At 71.4% G+C, this 21,394-nt stretch carries 17 protein-coding genes, 1 pseudogene and 1 riboswitch; of the genes and pseudogenes, 13 read left to right on the plus strand and 5 right to left on the minus strand.

Going from position 1 to position 21,394, the window contains the following annotated elements:
* The first annotated feature begins 30 nt into the window (after nt 1-30).
* From trpD to OG252_RS36530, 3 genes are all read left to right on the plus strand, one after another.
* Nucleotides 31-1,095, plus strand: a complete 1,065-nt coding sequence (gene trpD, locus OG252_RS36520; RefSeq protein WP_329341558.1) for an anthranilate phosphoribosyltransferase — start codon at nt 31-33, stop codon at nt 1,093-1,095.
* Between the two features lie 76 nt (nt 1,096-1,171).
* Nucleotides 1,172-1,288: riboswitch (SAM riboswitch) on the plus strand.
* A 180-nt stretch (nt 1,289-1,468) separates the two neighbouring features.
* The gene (locus OG252_RS36525; protein ID WP_329341560.1) at nt 1,469-2,842 is read left to right on the plus strand and encodes an aminotransferase class V-fold PLP-dependent enzyme; all 1,374 of its coding nucleotides are present in this window, start codon (nt 1,469-1,471) and stop codon (nt 2,840-2,842) included.
* 66 nt (nt 2,843-2,908) lie between these two features.
* Complete coding sequence (locus OG252_RS36530) at nt 2,909-5,065, plus strand: serine/threonine-protein kinase (protein ID WP_329341562.1); 2,157 nt, start codon at nt 2,909-2,911, stop codon at nt 5,063-5,065.
* Nucleotides 5,066-5,099: 34 nt separating this feature from the next.
* On the opposite strand, the gene OG252_RS36535 is transcribed toward OG252_RS36530, so the two are convergent.
* On the minus strand, nt 5,100-5,381 hold the full coding sequence (locus OG252_RS36535; protein ID WP_266440822.1) for an Lrp/AsnC family transcriptional regulator: 282 nt from the start codon (nt 5,379-5,381) through the stop codon (nt 5,100-5,102).
* On the minus strand, nt 5,378-6,121 hold the full coding sequence (locus tag OG252_RS36540) for a rhomboid family intramembrane serine protease (RefSeq protein ID WP_329341564.1): 744 nt from the start codon (nt 6,119-6,121) through the stop codon (nt 5,378-5,380). The genes OG252_RS36535 and OG252_RS36540 overlap by 4 nt, the downstream gene beginning before the upstream one ends.
* Nucleotides 6,122-6,288: 167 nt before the next feature.
* Here OG252_RS36540 and OG252_RS36545 point away from each other — a divergent pair, with 167 nt between their 5' ends.
* From OG252_RS36545 to OG252_RS36565, 5 genes are all read left to right on the plus strand, one after another.
* Nucleotides 6,289-6,528, plus strand: coding sequence for a hypothetical protein (locus OG252_RS36545; RefSeq protein WP_030039328.1), 240 nt, complete (start codon nt 6,289-6,291; stop codon nt 6,526-6,528).
* A 33-nt stretch (nt 6,529-6,561) separates the two neighbouring features.
* A complete protein-coding gene (locus OG252_RS36550; RefSeq protein WP_266440829.1) occupies nt 6,562-7,905 on the plus strand; it encodes an NYN domain-containing protein in 1,344 nt (447 codons plus the stop codon).
* Between the two features lie 209 nt (nt 7,906-8,114).
* On the plus strand, nt 8,115-9,149 hold the full coding sequence (locus OG252_RS36555; protein ID WP_266440831.1) for a C40 family peptidase: 1,035 nt from the start codon (nt 8,115-8,117) through the stop codon (nt 9,147-9,149).
* A 220-nt stretch (nt 9,150-9,369) separates the two neighbouring features.
* Complete coding sequence (locus OG252_RS36560) at nt 9,370-10,392, plus strand: C40 family peptidase (protein ID WP_329341568.1); 1,023 nt, start codon at nt 9,370-9,372, stop codon at nt 10,390-10,392.
* Nucleotides 10,393-10,695: 303 nt separating this feature from the next.
* The gene (locus OG252_RS36565; protein ID WP_443068510.1) at nt 10,696-11,847 is read left to right on the plus strand and encodes a hypothetical protein; all 1,152 of its coding nucleotides are present in this window, start codon (nt 10,696-10,698) and stop codon (nt 11,845-11,847) included.
* Nucleotides 11,848-11,857: 10 nt separating this feature from the next.
* Here OG252_RS36565 and OG252_RS36570 read toward each other — a convergent pair whose 3' ends face one another.
* Nucleotides 11,858-12,388, minus strand: a complete 531-nt coding sequence (locus OG252_RS36570) for a PadR family transcriptional regulator (RefSeq protein ID WP_329341572.1) — start codon at nt 12,386-12,388, stop codon at nt 11,858-11,860.
* Between the two features lie 96 nt (nt 12,389-12,484).
* Here OG252_RS36570 and OG252_RS36575 point away from each other — a divergent pair.
* A pseudogene (locus OG252_RS36575) lies at nt 12,485-13,708 on the plus strand (MATE family efflux transporter).
* Here OG252_RS36575 and OG252_RS36585 read toward each other — a convergent pair.
* Nucleotides 13,660-14,904: a glycosyltransferase family 87 protein gene (locus OG252_RS36585; RefSeq protein ID WP_329341575.1), complete on the minus strand. Its 1,245-nt coding sequence runs from the start codon at nt 14,902-14,904 to the stop codon at nt 13,660-13,662. The pseudogene OG252_RS36575 and the gene OG252_RS36585 overlap by 49 nt on opposite strands.
* A gap of 122 nt (nt 14,905-15,026) precedes the next feature.
* On the opposite strand from OG252_RS36585, the gene OG252_RS36590 reads away from it, so the two are divergent.
* Together OG252_RS36590 and OG252_RS36595 are read left to right on the plus strand one after the other, a co-directional pair.
* Nucleotides 15,027-16,169: a glycosyltransferase family 4 protein gene (locus tag OG252_RS36590; protein WP_266440844.1), complete on the plus strand. Its 1,143-nt coding sequence runs from the start codon at nt 15,027-15,029 to the stop codon at nt 16,167-16,169.
* Nucleotides 16,170-16,285: 116 nt separating this feature from the next.
* Nucleotides 16,286-17,872 carry a GMC oxidoreductase gene (locus OG252_RS36595; protein WP_329341578.1) on the plus strand — a complete coding sequence of 529 codons (1,587 nt, stop codon included), beginning with the start codon at nt 16,286-16,288 and terminating at the stop codon, nt 17,870-17,872.
* A gap of 28 nt (nt 17,873-17,900) precedes the next feature.
* Here OG252_RS36595 and OG252_RS36600 read toward each other — a convergent pair whose 3' ends face one another.
* Nucleotides 17,901-19,697 (minus strand): AMP-dependent synthetase/ligase, encoded by a 1,797-nt coding sequence (locus OG252_RS36600; RefSeq protein ID WP_266440848.1) that lies wholly within the window; start codon nt 19,695-19,697, stop codon nt 17,901-17,903.
* Nucleotides 19,698-20,055: 358 nt separating this feature from the next.
* On the opposite strand from OG252_RS36600, the gene OG252_RS36605 reads away from it, so the two are divergent.
* Both OG252_RS36605 and OG252_RS36610 read left to right on the plus strand, forming a co-directional pair.
* Complete coding sequence (locus tag OG252_RS36605; protein ID WP_329345270.1) at nt 20,056-20,811, plus strand: metallophosphoesterase family protein; 756 nt, start codon at nt 20,056-20,058, stop codon at nt 20,809-20,811.
* 125 nt (nt 20,812-20,936) lie between these two features.
* Nucleotides 20,937-21,380 carry an SRPBCC family protein gene (locus OG252_RS36610; RefSeq protein ID WP_266440850.1) on the plus strand — a complete coding sequence of 148 codons (444 nt, stop codon included), beginning with the start codon at nt 20,937-20,939 and terminating at the stop codon, nt 21,378-21,380.
* The last annotated feature ends 14 nt before the right edge of the window (nt 21,381-21,394 follow it).

Genomic DNA, 21,394 nt, shown 5'->3' on the forward strand with positions numbered 1-21,394 from the left:
GTCGGACGGGACTACACCCAGGAGCGGCTTATGAGCGCTGTGACCCCCGCTGGAGGCGACACCGCGGCGGACCGTTCCTGGCCCGAGGTACTGAGCGCACTGCTCGGCGGGCGGGACCTGAGCGCCGGCGACACGGCCTGGGCGATGGACCGCTTCATGAGCGGCGAGGCCTCGGACGCCCAGATCGCGGGCTTCATGGTGGCGCTGCGGGCCAAGGGCGAGACCGTCGAGGAGATCAACGGTCTCGTCGAGGCGATGTACGCGCACGCGCAGCCGCTGGACATCCCGGGTCCCGCCGTCGACATCGTCGGTACGGGCGGCGACCGGGCCAAGACGGTCAACATCTCGACGATGTCCGCCATCGTGATCGCGGGTACCGGGGCGAAGGTCGTCAAGCACGGCAACCGGGCCTCGTCCTCGGCGAGCGGGTCGTCCGACGTGCTGGAGAAGCTCGGCATCAACCTGGACCTGTCGCCCGAAGGGGTCGCGCGGGTGGTGGAGGAGGCCGGGATCACCTTCTGCTTCGCGGCCAAGTTCCACCCCTCGATGCGATTCGTCGGCGCGGTCCGGCGGGACCTCGGCATCCCGACCTCCTTCAACCTCCTCGGGCCGCTGACCAACCCCGCCAAGGTCACCGCCTCGGCGATCGGCTGCTTCGACACCCGGATGGCGGGGCTCATCGCCGGTGTACTGGCCGAGCGCGGCTCCTCCGCACTGGTGTTCCGCGGCGACGACGGCCTGGACGAGCTGACCACCACGGCCACCTCCCGGGTGTGGGTGGTGCGCGACGGCAAGGTCGCCGAGGAGGCCTTCGACCCGCGGGACGTCGGCCTCGAGCTGGTGCCGGTGGAAGCCCTGCGGGGCGCCGACGCGTCGTACAACGCCGAGGTCGCCCGGCGGCTGCTGGACGGCGAGACGGGGCCGGTGCGGGACGCCGTACTGCTGAACTCGGCTGCGGCGCTGGTGGCGTTGGAGCCGACCGGGGCGCCGCTGGCCGAGCAGCTCGGGGTCGGTATGGCCAAGGCAGCCGAGTCGATCGACTCGGGCGCGGCCAAGCGGACGCTGGAGCGGTGGGTGGCGGCCAGCAACGCGTAGCACCGCACGTCGTGTTGTCCCGCGATCCGGACTCGGGTTGCGGGACCGCGATCACTTCGCGTACGTTTTTCAACCAGGTCATGAGTGACAGTCATGAGGCCCCGGCCGACTGTCCGGCAACCCTCCGTCCGTGGCGGGGTGCCCCGGGTGAAGACCAGGTCGTGGGCAGCAAGGCCTACGGCAAGCGCGGACCCCTCGCGGCTCTTGAACGAGCGCAGTACCAGGGGTCCTGGTCGTCGAGGGAGCCTTCCGTGAGCAAGCGAATGCGATAGGGCCGCAGAGCCCCGCCTCCGCACACCCCTTTTCACCTTCTCCAGCGCTGAGCCAGGTCCGCTCGCGCGGTGATTCCACCTGCCTCTCACGGGAGTTCGCCATGTCTGTCTCCAGCGTTGCCGCCGCCCAGTCCGTCTGCAGTGACATTTCGGGGGCGTTGCCCGTTCTGGGCCGGGATGTCACCGTCCCGCTCGTCACCGGCGGCGAGGTCACCTATGCCGCGCTCGACTACGCGGCCAGCGCGCCGGCGCTGCAGCGCGTGTGGGACGACGTGGCGGCCTACGCCCCGTACTACGGCAGCGTCCACCGGGGCGCCGGCTACCTCTCCCAGCTGTCCACCGACCTCTTCGAGAACGCCCGCACGACGGTCGCCGAGTTCCTCGACTGCCGAGCCGACGACCAGGTGGTCTTCACCCGGTCCACCACCGACTCGCTCAACCTGCTGGCCGCCGCGCTCCCGGCCGACTGCCAGGTCTTCGTCTTCGAGACCGAGCACCACGCCTCGCTGCTGCCCTGGCAGGACGCCCGCGTCAGCTACCTCGACGCCCCGCGCACCCCGCGCCAGGCGGTGGCGACCCTGGAGCGCGCCCTCGCCGACCGCGACCCGCACGGCCCGGCCCTGGTCTGCGTGACCGGCGCCTCGAACGTCACCGGTGAGCTGTGGCCCGTACGGGAGCTCGCGGCCGCAGCGCACGCGCACGGCGCCCGGATCGTCCTGGACGCCGCCCAACTGGCCCCGCACCACCCGGTGTCGGTCCAGGACCTCGACGTCGACTGGGTCGCCTTCTCCGGGCACAAGCTGTACGCCCCCTTCGGCTCCGGCGTCCTGGCCGGCCGTGCCGACTGGCTGCGCGCGGCAGAGCCGTACCTCGCGGGCGGCGGAGCCAGCCGCAAGGTCACGCGGCGCCAGGACGGGGGAGTGGACGTGGAGTGGCACGAGAGCGCCGCCCGCCACGAGGCCGGCTCGCCCAACGTCATCGGCGTCTACGCCATCGCCTCCGCCTGCAAGGCCCTCACCGAGGCCGGCTTCGACACGCTGGTGGCCCGGGAACAGCACCTGATCGACACGGTCCGCGCGGGTCTCGCCGAGGTCCCCGAGGTCAGGGTCCTCTCCCTCTTCGGCGACGACGCCCCGCGGGTCGGCGTGATCTCCTTCGTCGTCGAGGGCTGGAACAGCTCCCACTTCGCCGCCGCGCTCTCCGCCGAGTACGGCATCGGCGTCCGCGACGGCCTCTTCTGCGCCCACCCGCTGGTGCGCACGCTGCTCGGCAGTGACCCCCGGAGCCAGGGTGAGTGCGGTGCCCCCGAGGCCGCGCCCGGCGAGAAGTCCCTCAACGCGATCCGGGTGAGCTTCGGCGCGGGCACACCCGACGAGCACGTGGAGCGTTTCGTCGGCGCCGTGAAGGAACTGGTCCGGGACGGCGCGAAGTGGACGTACCGGACGGAGGACGGCCGCTGCGTACCGGCCGTCTGAGGGACTGACGTCCACCAGCGCGTATACGCTCCCTCTCGGCAGCCGTACGACGTAGGGGGACACGGGGTGCAGGAGCTGCGCGAGACGGATCCTCGGGCCATCGGGCCCTATGAGGTCCTGGGCAGACTCGGGTCCGGCGGCATGGGCGAGGTGTATCTCGCCGAGGCGCGGCGCGGGCCGCGGCTGGCCGTGAAGGTGGTGCGGGCCGAGCATGCGGAGGACCGGACCTTCCGGGCGCGGTTCCGGCACGAGGTGCGGGCCGCGCAGACCGTCGGCGGGGCGGGGACGTACACCGCGCGGGTCGTGGACGCGGACACCGAGGCCCCGCGGCCGTGGATGGCCACCGAGTTCGTCGACGGGCCGAACCTGCGGGACGCGGTGTTCGACGGCGGCCCCCTGACGGCAGACGCGGTACGGCTGCTGGCGGCCGCGCTCGCCGAGGCGCTCGCCGCGATCCACGCCAAGGGGCTGGTGCACCGGGACCTCAAGCCCTCCAACATCCTGCTGGCGCAGGACGGACCCCGAGTGATCGACTTCGGGATCGTCCGGGCCCTGGAAGGGACGGCGCTGACCCGGACCGGGGTGGTCGTCGGTTCGGTCGGCTATGTCTCGCCCGAGCAGATCCGCAACGGTGCCCACGTGGGGCCGGCCAGCGACGTCTTCTCGCTGGGCGCGGTGCTCGCCTACGCGTCCGGCGGCAAGGAGCCGTTCGGCGAGGGACAGGACTCGGTCGTCCTGCTGCGGATCCTGACCGGGGACGTCGACCTGTCCGCCGTACCGAAGGACCATCTGCCGCTGGTGGAGGCGTGTCTGCGGGACGATCCGGGCGCCCGGCCGACGCCCGCGGACGTGGTCGCGGCCACGGGGCACGGCGCGCGTTCGCTGCGCGAGGGCCTGCGGTCGGGGTGGTACGCGGCCGGTCCCGGGGGAGGGGCCGCCTCCGTCGGGGGCGGTGAGCGCTGGATCCCGGAGCACGGGTCGAAGGAGCGGGAGAGCCGGGTCGAGTACGTGGCGCCCGTGACCGTCACGGACTTACCGGAGGTCGCACAGGCCCCGCCGCGGCCGCCCTCGCGGCGACGGCTGCTGGGGGCGCTGACCGGTGGCGCGGGAGTGGTGGCGGCCGGTGGCCTCGGCGGCTGGCTGCTGCTGCGGGACTCCTCGGACGGCAAGGCAGGGGCCGCGGGCGGATCCGGCACCCCGGCCCCGTCCTCCGCGGCGGGAACACCTCAGGTGGGCTGGCAGTACAAGGTCGAGGGACTGGGCGGAGGACACGGGCCCTGTGCCGCGCTGTCGCCCGACGGCAGGCGGGTGTACGTCGGGGGCGCGGACCGCTCGCTGCACGCCGTGGACCTGAACGGCCGGAGTGTCTGGCGCACCGCACTGGGCGGCGAGGTCATGTCCCCGCTGGCCACCGCCGACGGCATGTACTGCCTGCTGTTCGACGGACAGGACGGCGCCTTGGAGCTCTGCGCGCTCGGCCGGGGCGGCAAGGTGCGCTGGACCAAGCCGGTCGCCGCGAACAGCCAGGTCCCGGTGGCCGCGGGCGGACTGGTCCTGGTGTCCTACGCCTCTTCGTCGGACGAGGGCGGGGTGCGGGCGTACGCGCCCGACGGCAGCGTGCGCTGGAGCACGCCGACCGGAGCGGCGCCCACCAGCGAACCCACGGTGGCGGACTCGGTGGTCTACGTCGGCACCTTCGGCGACGAGGTGCAGGCCCTGGACGCGAAGACCGGGAAGCGGCTCTGGGCGACGCGGGCAGGCTCGGACACCGGGCGGCCCACGCTGGTCGGGGACACGCTGCTGGTCGGGTCGGGCGGCGAGCGGTCCCTGCACGGCATCAGCCGGTCCGGAAAGGCCCTGTGGCACGTGGCCGACGAGATGCTGTACGGCAGCCGCTACTTCAGCTGTGTCGCCTTCGGCGGTCTCGGTGTCTCCGCGACCGACTACGAGGTCGTCGCCCTGGACCCGGCCGACGGATCCAGGGCGTGGGCCTTCCGGTTCGACGACGAGGGGAACCAGTACAGCGATCCGACGGTCGCCGGCGGCACGCTCTACGCACGCCGGGGCGCGACGCTCTACGGCCTGGACCGTCAGGGCAGGCGGACCTGGCAGAAGCGGGTCGAGGGCGGAGCGTCCGTCGGCACCCAGAGCCCGGTCGTCCGCGACGGACGCGTCTATGCCGCGACCGCCGACGGCATCACCGTCCTCGCGCTGAAGCAGTAAGCAGTCCTAGGGCCGCGGTACCAGTGCCGAGGCCCTAGCTGTCGAGCCCGATCGCGAACGCCGCCTCCAGGTCGTGCTGCGAGTACGTCCGGAACGCCACGTGCGTGTCCGTCCCCTCCACGCCCGGGATCTTGCTGATGTGCCCGGGAATGACCTCCGCGAGATCCTCGTGCCGCTTCACCCGGACCATCGCGATCAGGTCGTACGTGCCGGTCACGGAGAACACCTCACTGACGTTCTCCAGCGCCGCGATCGACTCCGCGATCTCGGGGATCCGGTCCACGCTGGTCTTGATGAGGACGATCGCGGTGATCACGGCTGGTTCTCTCCCTCGGGGGACGGAGCTGGGGCGGCCTTCACTCTAGTCGCACGCCCGAAGCGCACCCACGCGAACGTGAGCCCCAGGCCGAAGCCCACCAGGTGCGCCAGGTAGGCCACGCCGGGGCCCTGGCCGGCCCGGCCCGCGGCCAGCCATTGGAGGGCGGCCCAGAAGGGCAGGACGACCCAGGCCGGGAAGCGCAGCGGGAGGAAGAAGAGGAACGGCAGGAGACTGGTGACACGGGCTCCGGGGAACAGGTACAGGAACGCGCCGAGGACCGCCGAGATCGCCCCGGACGCGCCGACCAGGGACTGCTCGGAGTCGGCGTTGGCGGCCGCGTAGGCCAGCAGGGCCAGGTAGCCGCAGCCCAGATAGAAGAGAGTGAACTGGAAGCGGCCCATCCGTTCCTCGGTCAGCACGCCGAAGACGTAGAGGAAGAGCATGTTGCCCAGCAGATGGACCCAGCTGCCGTGGACGAAGAGGGCCGTGGCGGGGGTGAGCGCGGCCCGCGCCGAGCCCTCGAACAGTTCGGCGGGCACCACGCCCCAGCGGTGGAAATAGGCCCGCTGCCCCGCGAGCAGGGCGTCGCCGGAGCCGTACGACGGATTGAGCCCCGAGGCCGGGCCGGCCAGGAAGAGCAGACAGCACACGGTGATCAGCCCGTACGTCATCGGCGCCGACGGCCGCCGGACCGCCCCGACCGCCCTGCCGACCGTCCCGCTCCAGTTGCCGATCATGAACACAGAGCATGACGCAAGGGGACCGAACGGCACGGACCGCCTCGCCGCTGTGGACGGCGGAGCGGCGAGTACCCGCCAGGCCGTAGGGTAACGAGCCACACGCACCGGGGTGCCCGGCGCGTCACGGACACTAGAAGGAACAAGAAGGAAGGCGAACAGCCACGATGACGGTTCCCCTGCCGACTGCCTCGACGCGGTGGCGCTGCACCCTCTGCGGCAACCTCACGCGCTTCGACGTGACCCGCTCGTCGAAGGTGGTCGAGTACGTCCACCTCGACCTGGCCGGTGAGCCGAAGGTCGAGGAGCGCGACGTGGTCAGTGAGACCATCGAGTCGGTGCGCTGCCGCTGGTGCAACGCCGTGGATCAGGTGGAACTCGTGGACAGGCCGGGCGCCGGCTCCTGAGGGAGCGGGCCCCGCACAGGCGATGGGGTGAGGATGGTGGAGACCGCAGGCGGGGGGCCGGGCGACGGCGCCGCTGAGGTGCTCGACCGTCCGCTGCCCGACGGCGTGCGCCGCAGGGTCGTACAGATCGTCTCGGACGGGTTCGGCGGGCTGACCGTCGGCGAACTGCCCGCGCAGCTACGACAGTACGCCCGGTTCGCGCCGAACCGGCGGGCCAAGTTCGCCGGCAACGCCATGGCGGCCGCCCTGGAGACCGATCCGCTGTTCCGGCAGCGCATCGGGGAGAAGTTCAGAGAGACACAGCCGGAGCTCTCCGGCGCCCTGGACTCCGGCTCGCCGCCCCCGGCCGCGGACCCGCTCGACGTGGCGGCCGCGGCCTACGTACTGCGGCCCACCGGCTGGGTGAAGCTCGTGACCGCGGCCGGCGAGGAGGCCCAGCGGGCCTACGCCGAACGCGCCGACGAGGAGAGCAGGGCCGAACTGGAGCGGCTGCGCGAGGAGCTCGACCGGGCCCGTGAGCAGACCCGGAGCGAGACCGAGCGGCTGCGCACCGAGCTGGATTCGGCCAAGAAGGAAGCGGACTCGCTGCACCGCAAGCTGCGCGCCGCCGTCAGCGACGTCAAGCGCGGCGAGGCGGCCCTGCGCAAGCTGCACGCCGAGATGGAGACCCTGCGCGCGGAGGGGCAGGCCCAGGTGTCCGCCGCGGAGAGCGAGTCCCGGCGGCTCAAGTCACGGCTCGGCGAGGCGGAGGCGGCCTTGGAAGCCACCCGCAAGGCGGCCCGCGAGGGACGCAGCGTCGAGGACATGCGCGTACGGCTGCTGCTCGACACCCTGCTCGACGCGACCCAGGGACTGCGGCGGGAACTCGCCCTGCCGCCGGTGTCCGTACGGCCGGCCGAGACAGTGGACGCGGTCGAACCGGGACGAATGACCCCGAAGGACATCGCGGCGCGGGCGTTGTCCGAGAACGACCCCGCGATCCTCGACCAGCTCCTCGCCCTGCCGCAGGCCCATCTGGTCGTCGACGGCTACAACGTCACCAAGACAGGCTATCCCCAAATGCCCCTGGAGAAGCAGCGGTTGAGGCTCCTCGGGCAGCTCTCCCAGCTCGCCGCGCAGACCGGCGCCGAGGTGACGTGTGTCTTCGACGGGGCCGAGCTGGCCGCGCCGGTGCTCTTGGCGCCGCCGCGCGGGGTGCGGGTGCTGTTCTCCAAACCGGGCGTCACCGCCGACGAGTTGATCCGCCAGCTGGTGCGCGCGGAGCCGCCGGGGCGTCCGGTCATCGTCGCCTCGACCGACCGCGAGGTCGCCGACGGGGTGGCGAAGGTGGGGGCGCGTCCCGTCGCTTCCGCGATGCTTCTCAAGCGATTGTCCTGAAGGTCAATGTACGGGCCTAATGCCCGAATTGACGGAACCGTCACGCAACGTAGCGTCAAGCAAACCTCACTGCATGTGAGTTGAGTGTAAAGAATGACGGGTGTGACGAGATTTTTCTCGTGAGGATTTGAACTGATCACGGGAAGGTCACTAGGGTCTGGCCTCGAACCTCCGAGCGGGTGATCACTCAAAAGAAGGAGTTCACCTCCGTGGCGTCCCACCGTCGACCCAAGCAGCCGAGCCGTGCACGCGTGACCGTGCTGACCACCGCAGCCGCCGCTGCGGTCGCCCTGAGCTCGCAGGCCGCGAATGCCGCGCCGAGCGAGAAGCCCAGCAAGGACGAGGTCAAGGCCAAGGTCGACAAGCTCTACGAAGAGGCCGAGCAGGCCACCGAGAAGCTCAACGGGGCCACGGAGAAGCAGGAGAAGCTCCAGAAGGAGATCTCCACCATCCAGGACAACGTCGCCCGCGGCCAGGACGAGCTCAACGAGCTGCGCGACTCCATAGGCCTGGCGGCCGCGGCCCAGTACCGCACGGGGTCGATCGACTCCTCGGTCCAGCTCTTCCTCTCCTCGGACCCGGACGACTACCTGGACAAGGCGTCGACCATGGACCAGCTGAGCGGTCAGCAGGTCGAGGCGCTGAAGAAGATCCAGGACAAGCAGCGCGAGCTCGCCCAGGACCGTTCCGAGGCCTCCGAGAAGCTCAAGGACCTCGCGAGCACCCGCACCGAACTGGGCAAGAAGAAGAAGGAAGTCCAGGGCAAGCTCGCCGAGGCGCAGAAGCTCCTCAACACGCTGACGGCCGCCGAGAAGGCCGCCCTCGCCGCCGAGGACGCCCGCGCCAGCCGCGACGCCGGCGAGCGCGTGGACCTCGGTGACGCCCCTGCCGGCTCCGGCCGGGCGATGGCCGCCTTCCAGGCCGCGCAGACCCAGATCGGCAAGCCGTACGTCTACGGCGCCACCGGCACCGCCTCCTACGACTGCTCGGGCCTGACCTCCTGGGCGTACGCGCAGGCCGGCGTCGGCATCCCGCGCACCTCGCAGGCCCAGGCCAACGCCGGTACGCGCATCTACTCGCAGAGCGACCTCAAGGTCGGCGACCTGGTCATCTTCTACGGCGACCTGCACCACGTCGCCCTGTACGCGGGCAACGGCCAGGTGCTGCACGCCCCGCGCACCGGCACGGTCGTCCGCTACGAGTCGATCAACAACATGCCGTTCCAGTTCGGCGTCCGGATCTGATCCCTCTCAGGACGGGTCCGATCACCATCAAGATCGGGACGCCGTACCGCCCGTTCGGGCGAATCCCGAGAACCTGAACTGACCCCACGCCCCGCCCATGACCTGCGTCTGTGGCGGGGCGTCACTTTGCGTGCCCACCGAGGTCGTTGGTGGGCCACCCCTCCCGGGGCTACTGTCTGCCGCGTTTCCCTGTCCGCCAGCGGAAGGAGTGCGGCTTCCCGTGGGGTCCCATCGCCGCTTTGCACCGTCCGGGTTCGACCGGGGCGCCAGTACGGCGCTCTGCGTCCTGTCAGTCGCCGCCGCGGCCCTCGGCGTCCTGCCGGCCACGTCGGCCGTCGCCGCACCGCACGACGACACCCGCGCGGAGGTGGACCGCCTCTACGAGGAGGCCGAGCAGGCGACCGAGGCCTACAACAAGGCCGACGAGCGCGCCGACGACCTCCGTGAGGAGGTCGGTACTGCGCAGGACGGGATCGCCCGGCAGCAGGAGCGCATCAACCGCATGCGGGAGGCGCTCGGTGCGCTCGCCGGCGCCCAGTACCGCTCCGGCGGCCTCGACCCCTCCCTCGCGCTGCTGTTCTCCGACGACCCGGACGACTACCTCGACAAGGCCGGCGTCCTCGACCGGATCACCGCGCGCCAGGCGGGCGAGCTCAAGGACCTCCAGGAGGCCATGCGCGAACTCGCCCAGGAGCGTTCCGAGGCGGCCGGGAAGCTCAGCGAACTGGAGAAGAGCCGCAAGGCCGTCGCCACCCACAAGCGGACCGTCGAGAAGAAGCTCGCCAAGGCGCGCGCTCTCCTCAACGCCCTGCCGTCCGACGAGCGGGACGCCTACGACCGGGCCTCCCGGTCCGGCCGCACCGACATGCCCGACCTCGGCAGCGCCGCGCCGCCGTCCGCCCGCGCCGCCGCCGCGATCGCCGCCGCCCGCTCCGCGCTCGGCAAGCCGTACGTCTGGGGCGCCAACGGCCCCTCGGGCTTCGACTGTTCGGGCCTGATGCAGTGGTCGTACGCACAGGCCGGGGTCTCCCTGCCGCGCACCTCGCAGGGCCAGCGCTACGCCGGCCGTCAGGTCCCGCTCTCCCAGGCCCAGCCGGGCGACCTGGTCACCTACCGGTCGGATGCCAGCCATGTGGCGATGTACATGGGCAACGGCCAGGTGATCCACGCGCCTTATCCCGGGGCGCCGGTGCGCTACGACCCGGTGGGCATGATCCCGGGCGCGACCGTCACCAGGGTCTGACCGGGCGGCCGTAGCCACCGTACGATCGGGGACGTGGCCAGGCCCTGTCGTCGAATTCCCGCCTGCCGCGCGGCGCCATGCACGCTCCCCCACTGCCTTAAGGGCGTGGGAGGGGCCCCCACTCGCCGCGCCGGGCACAAACCCACGTACAACCAGTACGAGGGTCTGTGCCCGGCACGCCGAGAGCACGCACCTACAGCGACACAAGCCGTTACCGCGGCGGGCGCGCGGCCCGCCCTCCGGGCGGACGACGGGAATTCGGCGACAGGGCCTGGGGCGGTGGCGGGACGCGGAGTCGTTGCGCTGTGTGTGCTGTTGCTCGTCGCGCTGGTGGGATGCGGCGGGAAGCCCGCCACCGACCGTGCGAAGGCCGATGTGCAGCGGGTCCTGGACCGGCGGGCGACCGCGGTCCTGGACCGCGACCGGGCGGCGTTCGTGAAGACGGGCGCGCTGAGCTGGTTCACGAACCTCAGCGCGGTCCCGCTCGCCGACTGGTCCTACCGCGTCACCGCCCTGCACCGGACCGGCAGCACCGCCACCGCCGACGTCGAACTGCGCTACCGCGTCCAGGGCTACGACCGGGCCCCCGTCACCGTCGGCCGCACGCTGGCCCTCAGCCTGGACGCGGGCGGGCAGTGGTACGTGGACGCCGAGCAGCCCGCGAAGAAGACCGCCCAACAACTGTGGGACCAGGGCGAGGTGATGACCGTACGCGGTCGGCACAGCCTGGTCCTCGGGGTCGGCCGGTCCGGCGAGGAACTGCACTCCTACGCGGATCTGGCGGACCGCGCCGTACCGGCCGTGTCGGACGCGTGGGGCACCGACTGGCCCCGGCACGTCGTCGTGCTCGTACCGAGGTCGCTGGAGGGCATGGCGGGGCTGCTCGGTTCGCCCGCCTCCTCCTACCGCGGGATCGCGGCGGTCACCACCGGCGAGACGGGCGCACCGGCCGAGGCGCCCGCGGACCGGATCATCGTCAACCCCGACGCGTACGGCGTCCTCGGCTCGGTCGGCAAGCAGGTCGTGCTCACCCACGAGACGACCCATGTCGCCACCCGCGCCGACACCACCCCCGCGACGCCCCTGTGGCTGTCCGAGGGGTACGCCGACTGGGTCGGCTACCGCGGCAGCGGGCGTACGCCGGTCCAGGCCGCGCCCGAGCTGTGGGACGCCGTCGCCGAGGGCAGCCTGCCGGCCGCGCTGCCGACCGACGGGGACTTCGGCTTCAGCGGCGACGCGGCCGGGCTCGCGCGGGCCTATGAGGGCGGCTGGATGGCCTGCCGGATGATCGCCGAGCGCTGGGGCGAGGTGCGGCTGCAGGAGTTCTACAAGGCCGTGGGGGCGCACGAGAAGCGGCCGGGGGCGGTCGAGGACGCGATGCGGAAGGTGCTCGACACGACGCCGGGGGAGTTCACCGAGCAGTGGAGGGAGTATCTGCGGGAGCAGCTGGGCTGACCGAGGCGGGTCAGCCGGGCTGATCGAGCTGTGCGAGGGCCTCTTCGAGCCAGGCCCGCTCGGCCCGCCCGGTCGCCCGTGCGACCCGCAGTATGCCCTCCCGGAACAGGTCGCCGGTCTCCTCCGCCCGTACGGGTTTCCCCTCCGCGTAGAAGAGGCTCGCGGGCGTCCGAAGGAACTCCAGCCGGCGGCGCAGCACCGCGGCCTGTTCCCGGCGGTCGGGCAGGTGCCGCAGGAACGCCAGAAGCGTGTTGAAGCGCACGTGGTCCGTGATCTCGGCCTGCTTGGGGTGCCGCAGGCGTTCCAGCAGGTCCTCGCGGCCCTTGTCGGTCAGGGACAGCATCCGGCGCGGGGCCGCGCTCGTGCCCGGCTCGGTGTGCTGGTCCAGCTTGCCCGCGGTCACCAGGCGGGTGATCGCCGGGTAGAGGGCACCGTCGCTGACCGGGCGGACATGGCCGCTGAGTGCCTTGATGCGCTCCTTCAACTCATAGCCGTGCAGCGGTTGTTCGGTCAGGAAGCCCAGGATCGACAGCTCCAGCACCGGTTCCTCCTTGCGGGTGTCGTGGCGCCATGCGACCTCTTATCGAGCTACCTCGTTTCGTGGTAGCTCGAAACGAGGGGAGTCGTGGTGGCCGTGGTGGTCGTGGGGGACGCTCATCGCAAGCAGCTCGTGTCACTCGCCCACCCCGTCTACTTCGGGCTCCTGGCGTCCGTCGCCGCCGGGATCATCAACACCCTGTGGGTCTCCCGGCTCGGCGGTCCGGCCGTCGCCGCCGTGGCCGTGGCGACCAACGCCGAGAACGTGCGGGTGCCTCCGGCGGTTTGGCCGTTGTCGAGTGCGGGCCGTTGGGGGCTGGTCGCGCAGTTCCCCGCGCCCCTTTGGGTTGGACAGCTTCCGTCGCTCGGCATATGACCCTCGGTCACCTCCCCGCCTGAGATCGCCGCTTCTTCGCCCCGTAGCTCGACGATGGCATCCTCAAAGGCACCGGCGACACCAGACGGAACCCCCGCGGCCAACCCTCCTCGCCAACGGACTGATCCTGGTCTGCGACCCGTTTCTCATCCACCTCCACGGTGTCCGGGGCGCCGCCGTCTCCACCGTGCTGTGCCGGTGCGTGGCCCTCGCTGTGGGACTGCTCGCCCTGCGCCGGAACGAGCTGCTCCGGCAGTGCGCGGGCGTACGGCCCTCTGAGGGCACCTGGGCGGCGGCGCGGCGGACGCTGCGGACCGGGCTGCCGATGTCCGCGGACTTCACCGTGCGGCAGGCCGGGGCGCCGGCGCTGGTGGTGATCGTGGCGCGGCTCGGGGTGACGGCGGTCGCCGCCTACTCGATCGCGTACAAGGTCATGTACGTCGCCACCATGGCCTTCTACGCCGTCCGCCAGGCCGCCTCGATCCACACCGCGCACACCCGGGGCGCCGGGCGGGACGCACGCCGGGAGATCGGGCGGCAGGCGGTGCTGGTGTCCGGGGCGGCGGGGCTCGTGGCGGCCGCCCTGCTGTTCGTCACGGCCCCCTGGATCATGGCCGCCTTCGGCGCCGGGCCCGAAGTCGCCCACGACGGCACCCTGTTCCTGCGCTGCGTCGGCCCCTACCTGCTGCTGATGGCCTGCTTCATCGCGGCCGGCGGGGTCTTCGAGGGCAGCGGGGCGCTCCGGCGCTGCTGCGGGTGACGGTGCTCGGTACGGCCGTCCAGCTGCCCCTGGCGTACGGCCTCACGGGCCTCGGCCTGCCGGGGGTGTGCCTGGCGCTGGCGCTGGCCATGGCGGTGCAGTGCGGGGCCCTGGTGGTGCTGTTCCGGCGGGCCCGGAGTCAGGAGGAGGCCGAGGTCTCCTTGGCGCGACCGGCGCCGGCCGCCTGATCGGGCAGCTCGGCCGGGACGGGCTTCGGCACCGTCGAGCGCCACAGCCGGCGGGCCGCGACGACGGCGGCGAGGACCAGCAGGCCGTTGCGGACCACCAACAGGGTGATGCCGAGGGGGTCGCTGGCCACGACGTTCCCGAAATAGAGCGGGAACTCCAGGACCGTCACGAAGCACGCCGCGAGCACCAGGCCGGCCGGCAGGCCCATCAGGGTGGCGCGGAAGCACAGGCAGACGGCCGCGATGCCGACCAGCCACACCATGTACTGCGGGCTGATGACCCGGCTGGTCACGGTGAACATCAGCACCCCGACGAAGGCCGCGTCGGCCGCCGTGTGTGCCTCGAACCGGGTCGCCACCAGCCGCCACAGCAGCAGCCAGCCGAAGGTCATGCCGGTGAGGGCCAGCGCGGCCGTGCTCACGATGTTCACCCATGGGCCGAGGAACTCGACCGAGCCGTAGTTCAGCAGTACCTGGCCGTCCCAGCCGTAGTGCCGGGCCACGTGGAAGACCAGGGCGCCCAGCGACTCCACCTCGGTGCCCCGGTCGCGCTGGAAGGTCAGGAAGGCGAACGCGCCGGGCATCGCGAGGGTGAACAGCGCGGCCAGTCCGGCCATGGTCGCCACCGCCGACATCCAGGCGCCGCGCGTGCGCACGCCCAGGAGCAGCAGCGCCGGCCACACCTTCAGCATCGCCGCGAAACCCGCGAGGGCACCCATCAGGCGGGGACGCCGGGAGCCCGCGAGCAGGGCGGCGACCGCGACCGCGGTGACCATCACGTCGTAGCGGGCGTAGACGGTGGGGCCGAGCAGCGGTACGCCCGCCACCCACACCCAGGCACCGCTCAGCCGTCGGTTCGGGCGGCGGCCCGCGTACACCAGCAGGGACAGGGCGACCAGGTCGGCGAGGAAGGCGAGGACGAAGAAGGCCGACGCGTAGTCGAGGAAGGGCAGCAGACCGGGGGCGAGGATCGGCAGGGCCGCGGCGGGCGGATACTGCCAGGTGACGTCGTCCAGCGGGAAGGTGCCGGTGCGCAGCACCTCGTACCAGCCGTGGTAGATGACGGAGACGTCACTGGTGACGTCCGGGCCCGGGAAGACGTACACCTTGAAGACGAAGAGCAGCAGCAGCAGCCTGGTCACGCCCCAGGCCATGAGCAGCCACGGCAGCGACCGCCTCGCGCCCGTCGTCTCCACGTGATCCCCTGCCCGTTCGATTCCCGCCTTGAGGGGAACATGATGTCGTCCCCTCCTGTGAGCGTGCCACAGGGGCCACCGCGAGCGGCTGTGAGCAGGCGGTTTCGGTAGGGTCTGGGGCGATGCACAAGACCCTGATCGTCACGAACGACTTCCCGCCCCGGCCCGGCGGCATCCAGGCGTTCCTGCACAACATGGCGCTGCGCCTCGACCCCGAGCGGCTCGTCGTGTACGCCTCCACGTGGAAGCGCGGCCGGGAGGGTGCCGAGGCCACCGCCGCCTTCGACGCCGAGCAGCCCTTCACCGTCGTACGGGACTCCACGACGATGCTGCTGCCGACGCCCGCGGCGACCCGGCGGGCGGTCGGGCTGCTGCGCGAGCACGGGTGCACCTCGGTGTGGTTCGGGGCGGCGGCGCCGCTCGGGCTGATGGCGCCGGCGCTGCGGAAGGCGGGCGCCGAGCGGATCGTGGCCACCACCCACGGGCACGAGGCCGGATGGGCCCAGCTGCCCGCCGCGCGACAGCTGCTGCGCCGGATCGGGGAGTCCACGGACACCCTCACCTACCTCGGCGAGTACACGCGCTCGCGGATCGCCGGCGCGCTGACGCCGGACGCGGCCGGGCGGATGGCGCAGCTGCCGCCGGGCGTCGACGAGAAGACCTTCCACCCCGGCTCGGGCGGTGCCGAGGTCCGGGCGCGGCTCGGGCTGAGCGAGCGGCCGGTGATCGTGTGCGTCTCGCGGCTGGTGCCGCGCAAGGGGCAGGACACGCTGATCCTCGCCATGCCGCGGATCCTGGCCGCCGAGCCGGACGCCGTGCTGCTGATCGTGGGCGGCGGGCCGTACGAGAAGGAGCTGCGCCGGCTCGCGCGGGAGACCCGGGTCGCCGACGCCGTCCGCTTCACCGGCGCGGTGCCCTGGGCCGAGCTGCCCGCGCACTACGGCGCCGGTGACGTGTTCGCCATGCCGTGCCGGACCCGGCGGGGCGGACTCGACGTCGAGGGGCTCGGGATCGTCTACCTGGAGGCCTCCGCGACCGGGCTGCCCGTCGTCGCCGGCGACTCCGGCGGCGCCCCGGACGCCGTCCTCGACGGCGAGACCGGCTGGGTCGTCCGGGGCGGCTCGGCCGAGGAGGCCGCCGACCGCATCCTCGTCCTCCTCCAGGACGCCGAGCTGCGCCGCGGGATGGGGGAGCGCGGGCGGGCGTGGGTCGAGGAGAAGTGGCGCTGGGACCTGCTGGCGGAAAAGTTGAAGACGTTGCTGTAGCGGGACTCCCAGTTGCCGGTGCGCGACTCCTAGGCGGAGGGAAATAATCCGCCGATGCTGCGCACATGACAGCAAAACTGATGCAGCGTCAGCTGACGAGACGTCAAATCTTGGGCATGGTGGCCCTGCAGACCGCCGCCGCGTCCGGTCTCACCCGCATCGGTCTCCAGACGGCCTCGGGCGCCGAGCCCGCCGCCGTCGACAACGCCCCCGCCATCGTGGTCGGTTCGGGCTACGGCGGTGCCGTCGCCGCCCTCCGCCTCGGCCAGGCCGGCATCCGCACCCTCGTCCTCGAGATGGGCCGGGCCTGGAACACCCCCGGCGCCGACGGCAAGGTCTTCTGCTCCACGAGCGCCCCGGACCAGCGGTCCATGTGGTTCCGCACCCGCACCGAGGCGCCGCTGGCCACCTTCCTGTGGCTGGACGTCGTCAACAGGGACATCAGCGCCTACCCGGGAGTCCTGGACCGGGTGCACTTCGACGCGATGTCCGTGTACGTCGGCCGGGGCGTCGGGGGCGGCTCCCTCGTCAACGGCGGGATGGCGGTGACGCCGTTGAAGGCGTACTTCGCCGAGCAGTTCCCCACCGTCGACTCCGCCGAGATGTACGGCACCTACTTCCCGCGCGCCCGCTCCATGCTGGGCGTCAACACCGTCGACCCCGCCTGGTTCGAGTCGACGGAGTGGTACCGCTTCACCCGGATCTCCCGCGCCCACGCCCAGAAGACCGGCCTGAAGACCACCTTCGTGCCGAACGTCTACGACTTCGGGTACATGCAGCGCGAGGCGGCCGGTACGGCCACCAGGTCCGCGCTCGCCGGCGAGGTGATCTACGGCAACAACCACGGCAAGCGCAGCCTCGACAAGACGTACCTCGCCTCGGCCCTCGGCACCGGGAACGTCACCATCCACACCATGGAGAAGGTCAGGGCCATCAGCCGCGCCGCCGACGGCTCCTGGCTGCTCACCGCCGACCGCATCGACACCACCGGCACGGTCGTCGAGACCAAGCAGTACGGCTGCGCGTACCTCTTCCTCGGCGGCGGCAGCCTCGGCACCACCGAACTCCTCGTCCGCGCCCGGGAGACGGGCACGTTGCCCGCCCTGGACGCGAGCGTCGGCGCCGGCTGGGGCACCAACGGCAACGTGATGCTCGGCCGCGCCAACCACCTCTGGGACACGGTCGGGGCGAACCAGTCGACCATGCCGGTCATGGGCATCGACGACTGGGCCAACACCGCCAACCCCGTCTTCGCGGAGATCGCCCCGCTGCCGACGGGACTCGAGCACTGGGTCAGTCTGTATCTGGCGATCACCAAGAACCCGTCGCGGGCGTCGTTCTCGTACGACAGCGGGACGGGCGGCGTGCGGCTTGGCTGGACGGCCGCCCACAGCGCGGTCTCCGTGGCCATGGCCAAGAAGCTGTTCGACCGGATCAACTCGGCGAACTCGACGATCTACCGGTACGACCTGTTCGGTTCGTCCAACAAGGTCTTCGCCGACGACTTCACGTACCACCCGCTGGGCGGCTGCGTGTTGGGGAAGGCGACCGACAACTACGGCCGGGTGAAGGGGTATCCCAGGCTGTACGTAACCGATGGCTCGCTCGTGCCCGGGTCGATCGGGGTGAACCCGTTCGTGACGATCACCGCGCTCGCCGAACGGACGATGGCGCGGGTCCTCGCCGAGGACACCGCGCCATGACAGTCCGTCAAGTCCGTCAGGAGCCTTGCTACTTCTGGTAGATGGCCTCGATCTCGGACGCGTAGTCCTTCGCCACCACGTTGCGCTTGAGCTTCAGGGACGGCGTCAGGTGGCCCGACTCCTCCGTGAACTGGGAGGACAGAATGCGGAACTTCCGCACCGATTCCGCCTTCGACACCGCGGCGTTGCCGTCGTCGATCGCCGACTGGATCGCGGCCAGCAGGTCGGGGTCCTCGCGCAGCGACGCCGCGGTGGAACCCTCCGGCTTGCCGTGCTCGGCCGCCCAGCGGCCCAGGAACTCGTCGTCGACGGTGACCAGCGCGCCGACGAACGGCCGTCCGTCGCCGACCACCATGCACTCCGCGACCAGCGCGTGCGCGCGGATGCGGTCCTCGATCACGGCCGGGGCGACGTTCTTGCCGCCCGCGGTGACGATGATCTCCTTCTTGCGGCCGGTGATCCTGAGGTAGCCGTCCTCGTCGAGGGTGCCGATGTCACCGGTGTGGAACCAGCCGTCGGCCAGCGCCTCGGCGGTGGCCGCCTCGTTGTTCCAGTAGCCCTTGAACAGGTGCTCGCCGTGCAGCAGCACCTCGCCGTCGTCCGCGATCCTGACGACCGAGCCGGGCAGCGGCTGGCCGACCGTGCCGATCTTCTGGCGGTCCCAGGGGTTGAAGGCGGTGGCGGCACAGGACTCGGTCAGGCCGTAGCCCTCCAGGACCGTGAAGCCGATGCCGCGGAAGAAGTGACCGAGGCGCTCGCCCAGCGGGGCGCCGCCGGAGATGGCGAACTCGCCCTTGCCGCCGAGCACCGCGCGCAGCTTGCTGTAGACGAGCTTGTCGAAGGTCTTGTGCTTGATCTTCAGGCCGAAGGACGGGCCCGACGGGGTGTCCAGCGCCTTGCTGTACGCGATCGCGGTGTCCGCCGCCTTGTCGAAGATCTTGCCCTTGCCGTCCGCCTGCGCCTTGGCGCGCGCCGAGTTGTAGACCTTCTCGAAGACGCGCGGGACACCGAGGATCAGGGTCGGCCGGAAGGACGCCAGCTCGTCGGTGAGGTTCTTGATGTCCGGCACCAGGCCCAGCTTGATCGGCGCCATCATCGGCGCGACCTGCACGAGCCGCCCGAAGACGTGCGCGAGCGGCAGGAACAGCAGGACGCTGCACTCACCGGTGCGGAACAGGGGGCGCAGGCGCTCCACGATGTTCCCGCACTCGGCGAAGAAGCTGCGGTGGGTCAGCACGCAGCCCTTGGGCCGGCCCGTGGTGCCGGACGTGTAGACGATGGTCGCCGGGTCGTCCGCCTTGGCCTGCGAACTGCGCTCCTCGACGGTCTCGTCGGAGACGTCCTGGCCCAGGCGCCCCAGCTCCTCCAGGCCACCGGCCTCGATCTGCCAGACGTGCTTGAGGGCGGGCAGGCTGTCGCGCACCGACTCGACGGCGGCCGTGTGGTTGTCGAGCTCGACGACGCAGGCGGTGGCGCCCGAGTCGCTGAGGATCCACTGGACCTGCTCGGCCGAGCTGGTCTCGTACACCGGCACGGTGACCGCGCCCGCGCACCAGATCGCGAAGTCGAGCAGCGTCCACTCGTACCGCGTGCGGGACATCAGGCCGACCCGGTCGCCGGGCTCGACGCCGGAGGCGATGAGCCCCTTCGCCGCCGTGTGCACCTCGGCGAGGAAGGCGGTGGCCGTCACGTCCTGCCAGGCACCGTCGACCTTGCGGGCGATCACGGCGACATCCGGATGCTGCGCGGCGTTTCTCCGGACGATGTCGGTGAGATTGCCGTCCGCAGGGACCTCGTACAAAGCCGGAAGGCTGAACTCGCGCAAGACTGCTGCTCCTCATAGGGCGCCGGCGCCACGACGTTGTGTGATGCGACGGTCCGGTCCACGACTCGGGCGGGTGCTCAGAGCCTCGCTCCGGGACTCGGGGACCCGGTGGTTGAAATCCTGAGCACGACTGGACCGACCGGACGTTACCCGCCGGTATGGCTTCTTCGACAGGGGGTCCCGGCGAGATGTTCGCTGCGTCACACAGATTGGTTTTCCTCCGCGCACAGTAGTCCACCCCCTAACTGACTGGCCAGTAACCGCAGGCCCCGCCGCCACTGTTCACGTATGCCGCACACGCTTACGCTTGATCGTCATGGCACCCACACCAGCCGGAAACGGCAGGACACGCGTTCATGTGGTCAGTGACGTGCACGGCAACGCCCGTGACCTGGCCAGAGCCGGGGAGGGCGCGGACGCCCTGATCTGTCTGGGTGACCTCGTCCTCTTCCTCGACTACGCCGACCACTCGCGCGGGATCTTCCCCGACCTCTTCGGCGTGGAGAACGCCGACCGCATCGTCGAGCTGCGCACCGCCCGCCGCTTCGAGGAGGCACGCGAGCTCGGGGCCCGGCTGTGGGCGGGGGTCGGCGAGCATCGCGCCGAGGTGATCGAACAGGCGGTGCGCAAGCAGTACGCCGAGATGTTCGCGGCGTTCCCGACACCGACGTACGCGACCTACGGCAATGTCGACATGCCGCCTCTGTGGCAGGAGTACGCCGGTCCCGGCACGACCGTGCTCGACGGGGAGCGGGTCGAGATCGGCGGCCTGGTCTTCGGCTTCGTGGGCGGCGGACTGCGCACGCCGATGCGGACGCCGTACGAGATCAGCGACGAGGAGTACGCGGCGACGATCGAGGCGGTGGGCGAGGTGGACGTGCTGTGCACGCACATCCCGCCGGAGGTGCCCGAGCTGGTCTACGACACCGTCGCGCGCCGCTTCGAACGGGGCAGCCGGGCGCTGTTGGACGCGATCCGCCGCACCCGGCCCCGCTACGCGCTGTTCGGTCACGTCCACCAGCCGCTGGTGCGCCGGATGCGGATCGGGGCGACCGAATGCGTGAACGTCGGGCACTTCGCGGGATCCGGGAAGCCCTGGGCACTCGAATGGTGAGAGACCGCAGCTGAGGGGGTGAAGGCGGCCGGTCGACCGCGCGGTAGCCTTCACGCTGCACACACGTGCGCAGGCTTGTGCACGGTGGACTTGCCTACCGGCCCGCATCTGGAGGAGCCACAGCGATGGCGGAACACACCAGCTCGAGCATCACGATCGAGGCGGCACCGGCCGATGTCATGGGGGTGATCGCCGACTTCGCCCGCTACCCGGACTGGACCGGAGAGGTGAAGGAGGCGGAGGTCCTGGCGACCGACGCCCAGGGGCGCGCCGAACAGGTCCGCCTGGTCATGGACGCCGGGGCGATCAAGGACGACCAGGTCCTGGGCTACACCTGGACCGGCGAGAACGAGGTCTCCTGGACCCTGGTGAAGTCCCAGATGCTGCGCTCGCTCGACGGCTCGTACCTCCTCAAGTCCGCGGGCGCGGGGGCGACCGAGGTGACGTACCGGCTCACCGTCGACGTCAAGATCCCGATGCTCGGCATGATCAAGCGCAAGGCGGAGAAGGTCATCATCGACCGGGCGCTGGCCGGCCTGAAGAAGCGGGTGGAGTCGGGGGCGAAGTAGCGTCGGGGGCGAAG

Origin of the sequence: Streptomyces sp. NBC_01352 (genome assembly GCF_036237295.1) — a bacterium.
Taxonomy (GTDB): domain Bacteria; phylum Actinomycetota; class Actinomycetes; order Streptomycetales; family Streptomycetaceae; genus Streptomyces; species Streptomyces plumbiresistens.

What these genes read in the sequence shown, in the direction of transcription:
- OG252_RS36545 (WP_030039328.1), top strand. Translation starts at nt 6,289, where the DNA reads ATGACGGTTCCCCTGCCGACTGCCTCGACGCGGTGGCGCTGCACCCTC.
- OG252_RS36550 (WP_266440829.1), top strand. Translation starts at nt 6,562, where the DNA reads ATGGTGGAGACCGCAGGCGGGGGGCCGGGCGACGGCGCCGCTGAGGTG.
- OG252_RS36540 (WP_329341564.1), bottom strand. Translation starts at nt 6,121, where the DNA reads ATGATCGGCAACTGGAGCGGGACGGTCGGCAGGGCGGTCGGGGCGGTC.
- OG252_RS36525 (WP_329341560.1), top strand. Translation starts at nt 1,469, where the DNA reads ATGTCTGTCTCCAGCGTTGCCGCCGCCCAGTCCGTCTGCAGTGACATT.
- OG252_RS36610 (WP_266440850.1), top strand. Translation starts at nt 20,937, where the DNA reads ATGGCGGAACACACCAGCTCGAGCATCACGATCGAGGCGGCACCGGCC.
- OG252_RS36590 (WP_266440844.1), top strand. Translation starts at nt 15,027, where the DNA reads ATGCACAAGACCCTGATCGTCACGAACGACTTCCCGCCCCGGCCCGGC.
- trpD (WP_329341558.1), top strand. Translation starts at nt 31, where the DNA reads ATGAGCGCTGTGACCCCCGCTGGAGGCGACACCGCGGCGGACCGTTCC.
- OG252_RS36595 (WP_329341578.1), top strand. Translation starts at nt 16,286, where the DNA reads ATGGTGGCCCTGCAGACCGCCGCCGCGTCCGGTCTCACCCGCATCGGT.